The sequence below is a fragment of the Halalkalibacter oceani genome, assembly GCF_023715705.1.
Classification (GTDB): Bacteria; Bacillota; Bacilli; order Bacillales; family Bacillaceae_D; genus Halalkalibacter; species Halalkalibacter oceani_A.
The window spans coordinates 73,372-89,451 of record NZ_JAMBOS010000002.1; the positions used below are offsets into that span (position 1 = coordinate 73,372).

The 16,080-nt window shown below is 44.9% G+C and carries 15 protein-coding genes; 13 read left to right on the plus strand and 2 right to left on the minus strand.

Annotated features, from left to right (window positions below):
• Nucleotides 1-8 precede the first annotated feature (8 nt).
• The 10 genes from M3212_RS02255 (at nt 9) to M3212_RS02300 (ending at nt 10,070) form a co-directional block, all read left to right on the plus strand.
• The gene (locus M3212_RS02255) at nt 9-1,055 is read left to right on the plus strand and encodes a TRAP transporter substrate-binding protein (RefSeq protein ID WP_251192320.1); all 1,047 of its coding nucleotides are present in this window, start codon (nt 9-11) and stop codon (nt 1,053-1,055) included.
• A 195-nt stretch (nt 1,056-1,250) separates the two neighbouring features.
• On the plus strand, nt 1,251-1,745 hold the full coding sequence (locus M3212_RS02260) for a TRAP transporter small permease (RefSeq protein ID WP_251192321.1): 495 nt from the start codon (nt 1,251-1,253) through the stop codon (nt 1,743-1,745).
• Nucleotide 1,746: 1 nt separating this feature from the next.
• Nucleotides 1,747-3,021, plus strand: a complete 1,275-nt coding sequence (locus M3212_RS02265) for a TRAP transporter large permease (protein ID WP_251192322.1) — start codon at nt 1,747-1,749, stop codon at nt 3,019-3,021.
• 17 nt (nt 3,022-3,038) lie between these two features.
• Entirely contained in the window at nt 3,039-3,806 is a 768-nt protein-coding gene (locus M3212_RS02270; RefSeq protein ID WP_251192323.1) for an SDR family NAD(P)-dependent oxidoreductase, read from the plus strand.
• 22 nt (nt 3,807-3,828) lie between these two features.
• Entirely contained in the window at nt 3,829-4,764 is a 936-nt protein-coding gene (locus M3212_RS02275) for a 3-hydroxyacyl-CoA dehydrogenase family protein (protein ID WP_251192324.1), read from the plus strand.
• 72 nt (nt 4,765-4,836) lie between these two features.
• Nucleotides 4,837-5,574, plus strand: a complete 738-nt coding sequence (locus M3212_RS02280; RefSeq protein ID WP_251192325.1) for an SDR family NAD(P)-dependent oxidoreductase — start codon at nt 4,837-4,839, stop codon at nt 5,572-5,574.
• A 21-nt stretch (nt 5,575-5,595) separates the two neighbouring features.
• Nucleotides 5,596-6,492: a 3-hydroxyacyl-CoA dehydrogenase family protein gene (locus tag M3212_RS02285; RefSeq protein ID WP_251192326.1), complete on the plus strand. Its 897-nt coding sequence runs from the start codon at nt 5,596-5,598 to the stop codon at nt 6,490-6,492.
• 17 nt (nt 6,493-6,509) lie between these two features.
• Nucleotides 6,510-7,310 (plus strand): 1,4-dihydroxy-2-naphthoyl-CoA synthase, encoded by an 801-nt coding sequence (gene menB, locus M3212_RS02290; protein WP_251192327.1) that lies wholly within the window; start codon nt 6,510-6,512, stop codon nt 7,308-7,310.
• 123 nt (nt 7,311-7,433) lie between these two features.
• On the plus strand, nt 7,434-8,435 hold the full coding sequence (locus tag M3212_RS02295; protein ID WP_251192328.1) for a LacI family DNA-binding transcriptional regulator: 1,002 nt from the start codon (nt 7,434-7,436) through the stop codon (nt 8,433-8,435).
• 39 nt (nt 8,436-8,474) lie between these two features.
• Entirely contained in the window at nt 8,475-10,070 is a 1,596-nt protein-coding gene (locus tag M3212_RS02300) for an acyl CoA:acetate/3-ketoacid CoA transferase (RefSeq protein ID WP_251192329.1), read from the plus strand.
• A gap of 115 nt (nt 10,071-10,185) precedes the next feature.
• On the opposite strand, the gene M3212_RS02305 is transcribed toward M3212_RS02300, so the two are convergent.
• Nucleotides 10,186-11,301, minus strand: coding sequence for an aminopeptidase (locus tag M3212_RS02305; RefSeq protein WP_251192330.1), 1,116 nt, complete (start codon nt 11,299-11,301; stop codon nt 10,186-10,188).
• A 192-nt stretch (nt 11,302-11,493) separates the two neighbouring features.
• On the opposite strand from M3212_RS02305, the gene M3212_RS02310 reads away from it, so the two are divergent.
• Together M3212_RS02310 and M3212_RS02315 are read left to right on the plus strand one after the other, a co-directional pair.
• On the plus strand, nt 11,494-11,937 hold the full coding sequence (locus tag M3212_RS02310; RefSeq protein WP_251192331.1) for a DUF948 domain-containing protein: 444 nt from the start codon (nt 11,494-11,496) through the stop codon (nt 11,935-11,937).
• On the plus strand, nt 11,934-12,371 hold the full coding sequence (locus M3212_RS02315) for a YtxH domain-containing protein (protein ID WP_251192332.1): 438 nt from the start codon (nt 11,934-11,936) through the stop codon (nt 12,369-12,371). The genes M3212_RS02310 and M3212_RS02315 overlap by 4 nt, the downstream gene beginning before the upstream one ends.
• Before the next feature lie 156 nt (nt 12,372-12,527).
• On the opposite strand, the gene M3212_RS02320 is transcribed toward M3212_RS02315, so the two are convergent.
• Nucleotides 12,528-14,702: a cell division FtsA domain-containing protein gene (locus M3212_RS02320; RefSeq protein ID WP_251192333.1), complete on the minus strand. Its 2,175-nt coding sequence runs from the start codon at nt 14,700-14,702 to the stop codon at nt 12,528-12,530.
• A 215-nt stretch (nt 14,703-14,917) separates the two neighbouring features.
• Between M3212_RS02320 and M3212_RS02325 the strand changes: the two genes are divergently transcribed.
• The gene (locus M3212_RS02325; protein ID WP_251192334.1) at nt 14,918-15,994 is read left to right on the plus strand and encodes a bifunctional 3-deoxy-7-phosphoheptulonate synthase/chorismate mutase; all 1,077 of its coding nucleotides are present in this window, start codon (nt 14,918-14,920) and stop codon (nt 15,992-15,994) included.
• The last annotated feature ends 86 nt before the right edge of the window (nt 15,995-16,080 follow it).

The window sequence follows — 16,080 nt, forward strand, 5'->3', positions numbered from 1 at the left end:
GTTTTAAGATGAAGAAAATGAAAAGAAATGGTTTTCTAGCGTTTGGATTCAGTACGTTGCTGTTACTGGCGGCTTGTGGCGGGGGAGAAGAAGCGAGCAGTGGAACCGACAACCCAGAAGGGGGTTCAGCAGAGCAGGCTGGTGAAAGCATTCAGTTCGATGTTAGTCTCCCACTCGGTCCAGGGTCCCACCAGGATGTAGGCGTTCAAGCATTCGGAGAAGAATTGGAACGGTTGTCAGATGGCCGATTGACGATTAAATCCCACCATAATAATTCGCTTGGCGGCGAACGGGAAGTCGTTGAAGGAATGTCAATTAATTCGATTGATATAGGGATTACATCGACCGGACCATTAGGTGGCTTTGTTCAGGAGTTCTTTATGTTTGATATGCCATATCTGTTTAATGACTATGATCATGCATATGCCGTACTCGATAGTGAGATTGGAGAGGAATTGGCCGCCAAGCTTGAGGAACAGGCAGGGGTAAAAATTCTCGCATGGATGGAAAATGGCTTTCGTCATGAAACAAACAGTGTCCGTCCCATTCATTCACCTGACGATTTAAAAGATATTAAGCATCGAACACAAGAGTCAGAAGTGCAAGTGGATACATGGACAGCCCTTGGGACAAATGCTACTCCGATGGCCTGGCCAGAAGTATACACAGCTTTGCAGCAAGGAGTGATGGAAAGCCAGGAGAATCCGCTTCCGACTATTTACGATGTGAAATTTTTTGAAGTACAGGACTATTTGGCAATGACGCAGCATGTCTATTCCCCGGCACCGCTCATGATGAGCAAGCAACTGTTTGATTCCTTATCGGCAGAAGACCAGGCGATCATTATGGAGGCAGCAGAGATTGCGTTACCAATTCAGCGTGAGGCAAGTCAGCAGCAGGCGGAAGAAATGAAGCAAATGCTGGCAGATGAAGGGATGGAAGTAACCGAACCCGATTTAGAAGCGTTTAAAGCCGCAGTAGAACCAGTCTATGAAAAGTGGGCTCCGCAAATTGGTGAAGATGTGATTGATCAAGTACGTAATTTTGAATATTAAAAGAAGAAGAGTTGTCTCAGAAAGCCGTTACCAATGAAAAGAAGCGGTGGTTCCATGCTGCAAAAGCGAGCAGGAAGAAGCACCGTTTCTGTTCCCTTTAAACCGGTTGTTCAGCATTTATCCGCCGCTTAGGAGATGTGTCAAAAGGAAACAGCCCTTTTTGACACATCTCCTATCATAAAGGAGGCAATTAAAATGACTAGAGTCCTTAAAGGATATGTACGTGCAATGGATATGGTCAATATGATAATTGGTTGGATTTTGGCTATTTTGCTTGGGGTTATGACGATTTTGATTACGTGGCAGGTTTTTGCAAGGTTTGTCGTTGGAAATTCGTTAACTTTTTCGGAAGAGATCGCCCGCTTTTTAATGATATGGATTACGCTCTTAGGAGCAGCGTATGCGATGAGGCAGGGGACATTAATAGCGGTCGAATTGCTGCCGGATTATTTAACGGGGGTAGCTCAAAAAACGGTTCGCATTCTGGCCCATCTTATTTCCCTTGTCTTTTACTTAATCTTAATTATTTTTGGCTGGGAAATTGCTCAATCCGTGTCCTTTCAAAGAGCCCCGGCAACTGCTATTTCCATGTTTTGGCCAATGATTAGCGTATGTGTGGGTGGTACGTTTCTGTTCTTGAATACGGTTGTTGTGATGATTGAAGAGGCGATTGGAAAGGAGGAGAAATAAAATGGTTGCACTTCTTTTTATCCTACTTATTTTGTTGTTTGCTTTAAGTGTACCCATTGCAACGTCTCTTGGCCTGGCGACCGCAATTGTTGCCTGGCAGGGCGATGTATTTAGTTTACAGGTCATCCCTCAGCAAGTATTCAATTCTATTAATTCATTCCCGCTCATGGCGATTCCGTTTTTCATTTTGGCGGGCTACTTAATGGAAACAGGAGGGATTTCACAAAAATTAATTGATTTTGCGAGTACACTTGTCGGCCATATTAGTGGCGGACTGGCGATGGTTGCTATCGTTACGTCGATGTTTTTTGCGGCGATTTCGGGTTCCGGAGCTGCTACGACAGCAGCAATAGGGGCAATCATGATTCCGGCGATGGTCGCCAAAGGCTATGAAGTTCGTTATGCCAGTGCCAACCAGGCTGTCTCAGGTGCTCTTGGTGTCATTATTCCTCCGAGTATTCCTTTGATCTTATATGGAATTGCGGCACAAGTGTCTGTAGGTGATATGTTTATGGCCGGAGTGCTGCCGGGGGTGTTCGTTACCGGGACGCTTCTTATTTCAGCATATATTGTAGCCAAGAAAAAGGGCTATAAAGGGGTGGAGAAAAGTAATGTTAAAGAGGTATTCAAAGCATTCAGGGGGGCAATTCTATCGCTATTAATGCCGCTTATTGTATTAGGCGGGATTTATGGTGGAGTGTTCACTCCTACAGAAGCAGCGGTCATCGCGGTTGTTTATTCGTTTATCATCGGTTTCTTTGTTTACAGGCGGATCAGAGTGAAGGATCTGGTTACAATTTTCCGTGATTCTTCGGTTACAACCGCGATTGTGATGATTGTAATTGGAACGGCTGGATTATTTAGCTTTTTTATTAATCGTCTCGGTGTGCCAACGATGATTTCAGAGTTTTTCTTAAGTATTACATCTAGTGTCTTCATCTTTTTAATATTAGCAAATATTTTATTGCTGATAACTGGAATGTTTATTGAAGCAGCGGCAGCGATTTTAATTTTAGTTCCAATTTTACTGCCGATTTCCACAAGCCTTGGAATTGATCCGGTTCACTTTGGAATTATTATGGTTGTCAATCTGGCTATCGGTCTCATCACTCCACCAGTTGGCATTAACTTATTTGTGGCGTCACAAACAGCAAAAATAAAAATTTCAGCGATTTCAAGGGCGATCATTCCGTTTGTCATTATCTTGTTCGTTGACGTCTTAATCATCAGCTTTCTTCCGATCATGTCCCTGTGGCTTCCGTCAATTTTAAATTAAAGAAACGGAGAGAGAAAATGAGTTATTCCATTGAAAACAGTATAAAAGGAAAAGTCTGCCTTATTACAGGAGGTACAAAAGGAATAGGGAAAGAATGTGCAAGGCAGATGGCGAAAATGGGAGCAAAAGTCATTGTGATTGGTAGGTATGAAAAAGGGCTGAACGAGGTTGAAGAGGAACTGAAGCTCTCTTCTCCAGAAAGTGTCGCGATAAAAGCAGATATCTCTTCTCTTGCCGAAATCAAAGAGATGTTTCTTCAGGTGAAAAACAGGTTTGGAACCGTTGATGTGCTGGTGAATAATGCCGGTACAAATAGAAGGACGAAGGCCATAGAAGTAACGGAAGAAGAATGGGACACCATTATAAACCTCAATGTAAAAGGGGCATTTTTCTGCTCACAGGAAGCAGCGAAATTAATGGATCCGGGGAAAGTGAATAAAATTATTAACATTTCATCGCAATATGGTCATGTTGGCTCGAGTAACAGATCCGTTTACTGTACCAGTAAGGGGGCCGTCGAGCTTCTGACGAAATCACTGGCCGTCGAATGGGCCCCTCATATTTTAGTGAATGCCGTCGCACCGACATTCATCGAGACTGAATTAACAAAAGAGCTCTTTGAAGATGAAAAAACGCGGAAGAATCTATTGGAGCGTATTCCACTGAAACGGGGCGGAACCGTTAAAGATGTAGTAGGGGCAATTTTATATTTAGCGTCTGATTTATCAAATATGACTACAGGTTCATCATTGCTGGTTGATGGTGGCTGGACGGCAGGAAGCTAACAACTATTTGGAGGGGAATGATATGGAGGAGCTGTCAGTGTTAGGAGCGGGGACAATGGGGCATTCCATTGCCATTTCAGCCGCACTGGCCGGAATGACGCCCGTGGTTTACGGAATCAACGAACTTGATTTACAAAGGGCGCAACAGAATGTAAGGGAAAAACTAAATGTGTTAACAGCAGAAGGGCTGATCCAATCTGATGAAACTGAAGCTGTACGGAATAGACTTCGATATACAGACTCGCTGCAGGAAGCAATTGAGAATGCGACTTTTATTATTGAAGCAATTCCTGAAAATCTTACCTTGAAGCAAAACTTATTTCACAAACTGGACGAGAAATGTGCAGAAGGAGTGATTCTTGCCAGCAATACGTCAGGCTTGAGCCCGACGGAGATAGCATTGAGAACAACCAAGGCGGAAAGGACGGTAGTGACTCATTTCTGGAATCCTGCTCATCTCATTCCGTTAGTTGAAGTGATCAGAGGACAACGAACATCTGATCAGACAGTGGAGAGAACATTTCAATTACTTCATTTTATGAAGAAAAAACCAATTGAAGTGAAGAAGGATATTTTAGGCTCTATTGTGAACCGGCTGCAATATGCCCTGTTTCGCGAAGCTCAACACATCTTAGCGCTTGGTGCGGCATCTAAGGAGGATATCGACGCGGCTGTTGTTTACAGCATCGGCAGAAGATTACCAGTAACAGGTCCTTTTTTAACGGCGGATATGGGCGGGTTAGATGTTTTTGACACTATTTCAGAGTATTTGTTTACTGACTTGTCAAAGGCGGACCACTCCTATGATGAGATAAGGGCATTGGTGAAAGAAGGAAAATATGGTCAGAAAACAGGCGAAGGTTTCTATGTATGGACCGAATCCTTTACGAAAGAGATGAATCAAAAGCGGGAGCAAATGTTAATTCACTTTTTGAAGGAGGATGACAAGCTCCAGTAAGTGAGCGCTGCTGCTTAGGCGCCAATGCGGACAGTATGAAAAATAAAAGGAGACAAATAATGGGGGAGAGCAATGAAAGGCAAAGTTGCGATTGTAACAGGATCGAGCAGTGGAATTGGAAGAATGATAGCGCTTCGGCTTGCGATGGAAGGGGTCAATATAACAATCAATTACTCCTCATCAAAAGACAGAGCAGATGAAGTAAAAGCGGAAATTGAGAAGCTGGGAGTCAAGTGTATTGTCGTTCAAGGCTCTGTCGCTGATGAAAGAACGGCCGAGAAGCTCGTAAACGAAACGCTTACGGCATTTGGTCAGATTGATATTTTAGTAAATAATGCCGGCACGACTCATTTCGTTGAGCATGATGATTTACAGGGAATGAGGTCTGAATATTGGGACAATATGATGGGTGTAAATGTTAAAGGAATGTTCTTTTGCTGTAGGGCGGCTTCCGACCAGTTAAGAAGGCAAAAGGGCTGCATCATAAATATAACATCGGTAGCAGGACAAACCGGGCTGGGCAGCTCAATCGGTTATGCGGCTTCGAAAGCGGCAGCCAACAGCATAACAAAATCTTTAGCGCGAGTGCTGGCTCCGGAAGTAAGAGTCAATAGTCTTGCTCCCGGAGTAGTCGCGACAAGATGGATTGAAGGGCACGAAAAGCAAATGAAAGAATTAAGTGAGGCAACCCCGCTTGGACGAATGGCAACGCCAGAAGATGTAGCAGAGGCCGCCTTCGGTCTGATCGCCCATTCGCCATTCGTCACAGGTGAAATCCTAAGAGTTGACGGAGGCATGTTTATAAATTAATAGAGGAAGGGATGAAGTAACATGCAAAAAATTGGAGTGATCGGAGCAGGTTTAATGGGGGCAGGAATTGTTCAAGTAACAGCAGAAGGCGGTTACGATGTAACATGGGTGGATATTTCCGATGACCAGTTGATCAGGGGAATGCAATCAATCAACAAACTGCTGGATCGGGACATTGAAAAAGGACGTAAAACGAAGCAAGAAAAAGAAAAGGTAATGAATCGAATTTCATCAACCAGTCAAATTCAAGCTTTAGAGGATGCTGATCTGATTATTGAAGCTGTACCGGAAAACTTGGAATTGAAGAAAAGCGTGTTTCGCGAAATTGATCAAATCGCCAAAAAAGAAGCTGTCTTTGCTTCAAATACGTCAGGATTATCTATTACGGCAATGGCCGCAGTAACAAAGCGGCCTGAACAGTTCGTCGGCGCGCATTTCTTTTTTCCGGTAACGAAGATGGAGTTGCTGGAAATTACACCGGGGCTTTTGACTTCAGCAGAAGCTGTTCAGAAAATGAAGCAGTTTTCCAGTCAAATTAATAAAACAGCTGTTGAATGTAAAGATTATCCTGGCTTCATCGTGAACCGCCTTCTCATTCCAATGGTCAATGAAGCAATTTATCTTGTTATGGAAGGTGTAGACCCGGAGGATATAGATGCGGCAATGAAACTGGGAGCGAATCATAAAATGGGGCCAATTACGTTAGCCGATTTTGTCGGATTAGAAACGCTCCTGGCAACGATGCAGGGATTGTACGATGGATTTCAAGATTCGAAATATCGTCCTTGTCCACTTCTTGTGAAGATGGTGGAGTCCGGTAATTTAGGACGGAAAACCGGCAGAGGCTTTTATAACTATGACGGGAATGGAAACAAATTAAAGGAAGAAAAAAATCAGGCGGCCGTACAGATAACTTAATCGCAGGGGGAGCCAGCATGAATTTTAACGATCTACTCTATGAAAAGAAGGATGACATAGCAATTATCACGATAAACCGACCGGAAGTATTGAATGCATTTCGGGCGTTGACGGTAAAAGAGCTTATCAAAGCGTTTCAACTGGCATGGGACGATCAGGGCATTGGAGCCGTCATTTTAACTGGCAGTGGCAAACGGGCATTTTGCAGCGGCGGTGATCAAAAAGTGAAAAATGAAACCGGCTATGATGGAGCAGGAGGACTTGGCGGCGGGCTTGGGTTAGAGATACAAACTCTGCATCAAATGATTCGCCAAATTCCCAAGCCCGTGATTGCTGCGGTTAACGGCTATGCGATCGGCGGAGGGCATGTATTGCATGTCATTTGCGACCTGACCATCGCCGCGGAAACGGCTGTTTTCGGCCAAACGGGTCCTAAAGTGGGAAGCTATGATGCAGGTTACGGGACCGCATATTTGGCAAGGGTTATCGGTGAAAAGAAAGCCCGGGAAATCTGGTATTTATGCGAACAATATGATGCAAGAGAAGCGAAAGAAATGGGGTTGGTTAATAAAATAGTGCCGGAAGAGCAATTGATGGAAGCAGCGCTCGAATGGGCAGAGAAAATTGTCAACAAAAGTCCGACGGCCCTGAAGATGATTAAGTATTCATTTAATGCTGACTCAGCAAATATAGAAGGGATTGCCCAATTGGCGATGGGGAGCCTGCCCTTGTATATCCAAACGGAAGAGGCGGCGGAGGGAAGGCGGGCATTTCAAGAAAAGAGGAAAGCTGACTATCGAAAGTTTAGAAAATCGTAATCCCTTTTCTGCGGGCGGCTACACATTATTGTCTAATGTAAAGATCACGTGCTACTATTAATGAAAAACGTTTAGTAATTTTTTTCACCTTTCCAGCTAAACGTTTCGCTAGGAGTGCACACTATGGTTACGATTAAAGATGTAGCAAAAGCAGCAAATGTGTCCATCGCCACTGTGTCCGCGGTTATAAACCGTAATAAATATGTCAGTGAGCCATTAAAGCACAGAGTAGAGAAGGCAATCGAAGAACTTGGCTACCGTCCTAATAAAGTAGCGAGAAGCTTAAAAAAGAAAGAAACCGGTTTGATCGGTGTAATTGTGACGGAGATTACAAATCCGTTTTACCCGAGGCTGTTAAAAGGAGTCGAGGACGCTGCTATTACGGCCGGTTATAACGTTCTTCTTTGTACGACAGGTGACGATCCTGATAAAGAGTATGAGCTCGTTCAATCGATGGTAGATCAGGGAGTCGACGGGATTGTGCTTGGCACAGTCGATCAGCAACATTCCCAAAGCCTGGCATTTCTAAATAAGATAGGGATGCAACATGTGCTGGTCAACCGCTCTCCTGAACAATATGAAGGGACGGTAGTAAGGATTAACAGCTTCCTTGTCGGCGAATTAGCCGCAACTTATTTAACTGAACTTGGTCACCGAAATATTGCTTTTATCGGTGGTGATCGCTTAAATAGCTGGGAGCGTGAAAAGGCATTTATCGATACTCTTTCTTCAATGGGGATTTATTTGCCTTCTGAAAGGGTGATCAGTTCAGAATATTCAATGGAGAAAGCGTATCAGGATATTCAACCATTGATTAAAAGCGGACACATACCGTCCGCTATTTTTACAGCGAGCGACGTTATGGCGTTCGGAGCGATTAAAGCACTGCAGGATGCCGGTTATAGGATACCGCACGATGTATCCGTCATCGGTTCTGACAATATTCCTTTTGCAGAAGACTTCAGGGTTTCCTTAACAAGCATTGATGCAAAGGCCTATGATATAGGAAGAAATGGGTGTGAATTGTTAATAAGTGCGATTCAGCAAAAAGATGAATATCAACCTGCGCAGCTATACTTAGAACCGGTTCTAATTGAAAGAGAAAGCTGCAGGCAAAAGGAATAGAACGCGAAAAAGTCAACAATATGTGAAAGGATGTTCAAAATGGCGAAACGATATCAGGCTGCTGAACTTGTTCAACATATAAAAGATGGCTGTACCGTTGCACTGGTAGGCTTTGGAGGCATGGGACAATGCGATAAAATTTTGCAGGAGCTAAGGAAACAATTTAAAGAGACAGGTCATCCAAATCAATTAACGATTTACCATACTGCCGGGCAATCCGGGAGGACCAACGGGATTGAACATATTGCAGAGGAAGGGCTGATTGCCAAAATCATTGGCGGGCATTGGGGGCTTGCACCTAAAACACGCGAGCTGATTGAACAAAATAAAGTAGAGTGCTACTGTTGGCCACAGGGTCAGCTGACTCATCTGCTTCGCGCGATGGCAAACAAAATGCCGGGGCATATTTCGTCCATCGGCCTAGGGACTTTTGTCGACCCGAGAATAGAAGGCGGCAAATTTAACGAGCGTACAAAAGAAAAAGAAGACTTAGTAAAACTCATTCATATTAATGACGAGGAATTTCTATTTTATTCAGCGATCCCATTTGATTACGTGTTTATCCGTGGCACGAGCATTGACGAAGAAGGGAATATTACGACAGAAGAAGAGCCGATTAAGCTGGAAATATTATCGGCGGCGCAAGCAGCAAAGGCATATGGAGGTAAAGTGATTGCTCAGGTGAAATACACGGCTAAGAAGGGCTCTTTCCACCCGAAGGATGTCGTCGTTCCAGGCTATTTGGTTGACGGATATGTGGTCGCGGAAAATCCGGAAACGGAACACCGCCAGGCCCCGCTTACTATTTATTCACCTGTTTTTACGGGAGATATAAAGACTCCGGTCAAGGAAATCGAGCAGGCGCCGCTTGATAGTAGAAAAATGATCGGCAGACGGGCCGCCCAGGAATTGTTCGAAGGAGCGGTTGTGAACTTGGGAATTGGCATCCCAGGAGATGTAATAGGACCGATTACAAGTGAAGAAGGAATAAATGAAGATTTAAAGCTTACGCTTGAATCCGGTATTATAGGCGGAGTGCCGATAGGTGGCAATTCATTCGGTATTGCAAGAAATGCCTCGGCTATTTTAGACCATGAATATCTATTTGATTATTATCATGGGGCGGGTGTCGATATCACTTTTATGGGAGCGGCTGAAGTTGATCAAACTGGAAATGTGAATGTATCCAAGTTTGCAGGGAGACATATTGGGAGTGGAGGATTTATCGATATTACGCAATCCGCAAAGAAGGTTGTCTTTTGTACTACCTTTACAGGAGGAGGACTTCAGGTAACATGTAAAGCCGGTCAATTAGTGATTGAACAAGAGGGCCGCTTTAAGAAGTTTAGTAATGAAGTTCAGCAAATTACATTCAGTGGTCAGTATGCCGCGGCGAGGGAAAAGCGGGTAATGTATGTGACGGAGAGAGCGGTATTTGTTTTAACAGCAGAAGGGGTAATGTTAACAGAAATTGCACCAGGGATTGATCTGGAAAAAGACATTTTAACACAAATGGCGTTCAAGCCTGTGATATCCCCTCATTTAAAAGAAATGGACAAAGCGATTTTCAGGGAAGAACCAATGGACCTAAAAAAGAGCTGGCAATTAAACAAAGTGTCGACACAGCTGATTTAAAAATGTCATGCAAAGTTGGAACATTGAATAGCGAGAGGCTGGGGCAAAAGGTTGTTTTACCTTTTGCTCCAGCCTCTAAGCAATATGCGTACGCGATTTTAGATAACAGAGAACGTTATTTTAAATTCTCCGGGTTTAACGCGTCAAGCTCAGGAATGACGAAACGGCCATCCTTGCGGATCAGGACGTCATCGAAATAGATCTCTCCGCCGCCGTATTCGGGTCTTTGGATCATGACGATATCCCAGTGAATTGCGGAATGGTTGCCGTTGGAGGCTTCCTCATAGCATTGGCCGGGAGTGAAATGGAAGCTGCCGTCAATTTTTTCGTCAAAAAGGATGTCCTTCATCGGGTGCTGAATGTACGGGTTGACCCCGATGGCGAACTCGCCGATAAAGCGGGCCCCTTCGTCTGTATCGAGAATTTTGTTAATCCGGTCTGAATCGTTTGCTGACGCGTTCACTATCTTTCCATTTTCAAACGTGAAGCTGATGCTTTCGAACGTAAAGCCTTGATAAGGTGAAGGTGTATTATATGTAATGGTCCCGTTTACCGAGTCGCGTACCGGGGCCGTATATACCTCGCCGTCAGGGATATTGCGCAAGCCCGCGCATTTAATTGCCGGCACGTCTTTTACAGAGAATTGAATGTCGGTTCCTGGTCCTTTAATCTGGACTTTATCGGTACGGTCGAACAAGGCAACAAGCGCATCCATTGCTTTGTCCATTTTACTATAGTCAAGGTTGCACACATCAAAATAAAAATCTTCAAATGCTTCCGTGCTTGTATTGGCAAGCTGGGCCATTGAGGAGCTCGGATAGCGGAGTACAACCCACTTTGTCTTCGGAACACGGATTTCCCGGTGGACTTTTGTTCCGACCGACTTTCCGTAAAGGGTCATTTTATCGCTTGGGACATCAGCTAATTCAGAAATGTTATCTCCGGCCCGTAAGCCGATATAGGCATCCATATCCTTCATAACATTTGCCTCATAAGAAGCAAGCAAATCCAATTGCTCTTCCGACGCGCCGAGCAAAAGAGAGCGGTCAATTTGGTGGTCCTTTAATAAAACAAACGGGTACCCTCCGGCTTTATATGCTTCTTCCACCAGGGCAGTCACGAGCTGACGCTGCAGGCCGAAGTTTTCAATTAATACTTTCTCCCCCTCTTGCAAGTTCACTGAATATGTAATTAAATTATGAGCCAGCTTAGTAATACGTGGATCTCTCATCTGAACGCCTCCTTTATGTAACTATGTAACTTATTGTAAACATAATCGGAATTTTTAACAACTTTGGTGAGAAAGAAGGATTCACTAAAGAGATTAGCGAAGTTATTTCATACGACATATGTTTACAATTCATTAAAGATGGGTAAATGTGTATACATATAGGTGTTACAACAGCAGGGAGGTGAAGTTAGTTTGGAAAGTTTATTGTACATAAGTGCGCTGATTGTAGCAGTAGCGTTTGCTATTTTAGTTTTTTCACTTGTTAAAACATTAAAATCAGCTAATAAAACCCTTGATCATGTGGCTAACACAATGGCTGGGCTGGAAAAGCAGATTAACGGCATTACGAAGGAAACAGAAGAACTGCTTCAGCGCACGAATCAATTAGCTGATGATATAAAAGGAAAAACCGAATCCTTTAATACTGTCTTTGCTTCGTTTAAGGAGCTTGGAGACTCAGTCGGTCAAGTGAATAAGTCACTGCGGCATGTGTCAAATACAGTATCCGAACAAACGGTTAAGCAATCCGAAAATATTGCCCAGGCTGTACAATGGGGCAATGTCGTGATTGATTTATATACGAAGTTCAAGCAAAGGAAACAGCACGTAAATCTTAGTAAGGAGGAGACCAAATGAGTGAAATGAATACGAAGGACTTTCTTATTGGATCTTTAATCGGAGGAATTGTAGGGGCATCAGCCGCGTTGCTATTAGCACCGAAATCGGGTAAGGAGCTTCGCAATGATTTAAACGAACAGGCACAATTGGCAAAAGAAAAGACAACACAGCTGACATCAACCGCTTATGATAAAGGAAATGAATGGGCATCTTATGCAAAGGAAAAATCAGCTTCCATCGCTAAGGTCGTCAGCGACCAGTCTGCCCAGGTAGTCGATAAAGTAAAGGAAGTCACCTCCAATGTGAAAGCCGATGCTGAAGAAACAAAAGAGCTCGCAGATGAGTTGGCTGGCGAGGTAGGCGAGGCACAGGCGGAAGTGAAGGAAACAGTCAAAAGGGAAGTCGATGAAATCCAGGCGAAAATTGAAGAAGAAGCGAGTCAAACGAAGTAACGTCAAGCTTTCATTGTGGCTTCGTTCTGCATCAGGGCCTTATCGGAGGAAACCTTCGGTAGGGCCTTTTATAATGAGGCGCAGGCACTGAGCATAACAAAAAGCCCGTTGTCGGATTCTCACAACGGGCTTGGCCTTGCCACGTATGTTCCCTTTTTAAGAAGAACGGAATAAAGAAAGCTTTTCGCCGACTAGAAGTTCAATCCGGTCACCATTTATTAATGGACTGTTAAAGCTGGTTTCTTCGCCATTTTTTCGCAGAGTTACTTTCTTTCCTGAAAGATGAGCCAGGTCGATTTCGACAGTGGTGAATATATCCTGAAGAATAAACGGCTCATCTTTTTTAAACGACAACCGAAGCTGATCGTTTGCGCGCAGCTCATCGGACGGTGCAAGCAAGCTGTCGCCCCGCTTTACCTCCACAATCGTTTTAGATATTTCCACAGGGTCGTTATTATAGAAGACTGTGATGCTTTTTTCGGGCTCCACCTCGTTTTGCCTGAGAAATGTCGCAACGGTTAGTTGGTTTTCCGTTGCCACCTCCCAGCTTAGCTCGTCTCCGCTTTTCACTTCATGGCCTGGCAGGACTGGTCTGCCATTAAGCAGAAGCTTCGTCTGTTTTGGCTGAAACGACCAGCGTTCCCCATTAACGATAATTGTCACCGGCTCAAAGTTGTGGGGACCTATGTTTTCCAGCTGCAGAATCTCTTTTACTGTTCGTTTTGAGAGCAGTGTAATTTGGTCGCGTTCGTTGACGAATTCATCTTTTGAAGCGACGGCTCCATTTTTCAAAATGGTTGCTGTGATTTCCCGTTTTTCGCCATTGATTACGAGCGATAACGTTGGAATATCCTCAAGCAGGTCGGCGATTGTCGCTTTTGCCTGCTTGCCATTCTGGCCCCGCTCGACAACAATTTGATCACCGGCTTCCAGCGGAGAATCGAGTGTTGTTGGTTCGCCGTTTTTTTGCAGAAGTGGCGGACCACCATATTCACCGGGGATTGAAATCAGTTGCTCCTGAACCGTGACCATCAGTGCAAGGCCCGGTTTGCCATACAAACGGGCGATGTCAATTCCGGCAGCAAGTAACCCATCTCCCACTGTTAGTTTTTTGACATCGAACAGGCGCAAAGTCCGGCCGTTTACCGTAACACTAATATATTGGATCGGATTTTCTTTAGCGGCGATCGCGATGCCGATCGGAGTGACCAGCTCCGGACCGAACGGTTCACCGGGCTTGGTCTGTAAGGCTTTAATCGCATCGGCGCCGCGAATGGCGACTCGGTTTTCAGGCAGCCCTAAATACTCAGCGACATAATAAGGTAAAAGAGGAGTCAAACTTCCTCCTCCTACGAGCATGACGGCTTTCGGAGTTCTTCCATTTAAACGGATAATTTCTTCGCTGATCGAACGGGCGAGATGCTGAATGTTCCCTTTGATCGGAGCGATGAACTCTTTTTTCGCATACGACATTTCTGTGCCGAGAATATCGGTGATCTCGACGCTCTCCTGCGTGGAAAGCTGCCGTTTAACCTGTTCGGCATCAGGAAAGTCGAGCAAATAATGGTCGCTAATCGCCTCGGTGATTTCATCACCTGCAACCGGCACCATTCCGTAGGCGATCACGGTATTTTCATCCGTTAAGGCGATGTCCGAAGTCCCGGCGCCGATATCGACGAGCGCGACATTTAAACGGCGCATCGAAGGTGGAATCAGAACATTTATCGCGGCGATCGGCTCTAACGTCAAAGCTTCAAGCTCTAACTCTGCCCTGGCAAGGGCGGCGAGCAACGATTCAACGACGACCTTCGGCAGGAATGTCGCGATCACTTCGACAGCTGCCAGCTTGCCTGTCTGATCAAGTAAGCTGCCGATCGGCTCGTTATCAAGGGAATAGGCGAGGACCGAATAACCGACACAGTAATAATCGATGGTGGATGCTTCCACGATTTCATTTGCCAGCTGAAATTGAGCCTGCTGGACTGCACTCAGTTCAAGGTGCAGGACATCATCACGGTCGAACATCGGCTTTGCCGAGATATCAATCTCAAAGCGTGCCCGCTTTGTTTTCAGGGAACGTCCGGCAGCGGCGACACAGACTTTCCGCAGTGGACCGTGCCGCTCTTCAAGCTGATGTTTTACCGTCTCGATCACTTTGGCAACAGCAGGCACATCATGAATTTGTCCATCGAGCATCGCCCGTTCCTCATGTTCTTTAATGACAGAGTCAAGTAAGGCAAATGAGCCATTTTCCGGGCGTAACAAAAGACCGACAACAGAGCGAGTACCGATATCAAGCGCGAATAAAGGGGAAGATTGATCAGTAATCATGTCAAACACCTGCGTTCTTTTAAAGTTTTTGGCATACTTATGTTTCTTTTATTCTACTAAAGTTTGCAGGAGAACGTAAGAGAAAGATATATTATCACACTTTAACGCTTAAAAGCGTCTAATTATTAAAGAAAAAGTTCGTGACTTTCTGAAAATCATCCTTTATAATAAACCTAATCAAGAAGAAGCCAAAGGATAAAAGGGAGTGGGGAGTTGTGAGTAACGAGAAAGTAGATCAGTTAAGAGCCGAGTTAGATGAGGTGAATCTTAAGCTTCTGGAATTGATTAATGAAAGAGCTCACCTCGTACAGGAAATCGGAAAGATTAAGGGAACACAAGGCGTGAACCGCTTTGATCCTGTCAGAGAGAGAAGCATGCTTGATCATATCGCGGCCAATAATAAAGGGCCGTTTGAGACATCAACACTTCAACATATTTTCAAACAAATCTTCAAGGCCAGTCTTGAACTGCAGGAAGAAGATAATAGTAAAGCTTTGCTCGTTTCCCGCAAGAAGCATCCTGAGGACACAGTGGTTGATCTCAAAGGGGTGAAAATGGGAGACGGTCAGCAGCGGTTAGTAATGGGGCCTTGTGCGGTTGAAAGCTACGAGCAGGTGTTAACAGTGGCGAAAGCGTTAAAGGATCGCGGGATTCATTTGCTTCGCGGCGGAGCATTTAAACCACGGACCTCTCCATATGATTTCCAAGGATTGGGAGTCGAAGGGCTGAAAATCCTTAAGCAGGTTGCAGAAGAGCTGGATATGGTCGTCATTAGTGAAATCGTCAGTCCATCCGATGTCGAGGTCGGGGCGGAATATTTAGATGTCATTCAAATCGGCGCCCGCAACATGCAAAACTTTGAACTGCTGAAGGCCGCCGGTTCTGTTCAAAAGCCGGTTTTATTAAAGCGCGGCTTATCGGCAACGATTTCCGAGTTCATTCATGCGGCTGAGTACGTCGTTTCGAAGGGAAATACAAACCTCATGCTTTGTGAACGCGGTATTCGCACATATGAGACGGCGACGCGCAATACGCTGGATATTTCCGCTGTGCCGATTTTAAAGCAGGAGACGCATTTACCGGTTCTTGTCGATGTGACACATTCAACCGGACGGCGTGACCTGCTGCTTCCGGCAGCGAAGGCAGCCTTGGCAATTGGGGCTGATGCTGTGATGGCCGAAGTCCATCCGGATCCTGCTGTCGCTTTATCCGATTCAGCACAGCAAATGGACATTCCGCAATTCCATGCTTTTATCGATGAATTGCAGGCTTCCGGCTTATATAAAGGGTAATATGCCGAGAAGGTTGCCTCAGGGCTGTCCGGCATGCTTGAAAAAGATCGCAATGCGGACTGACGGCTCTGTACAGGGTGCGGCAA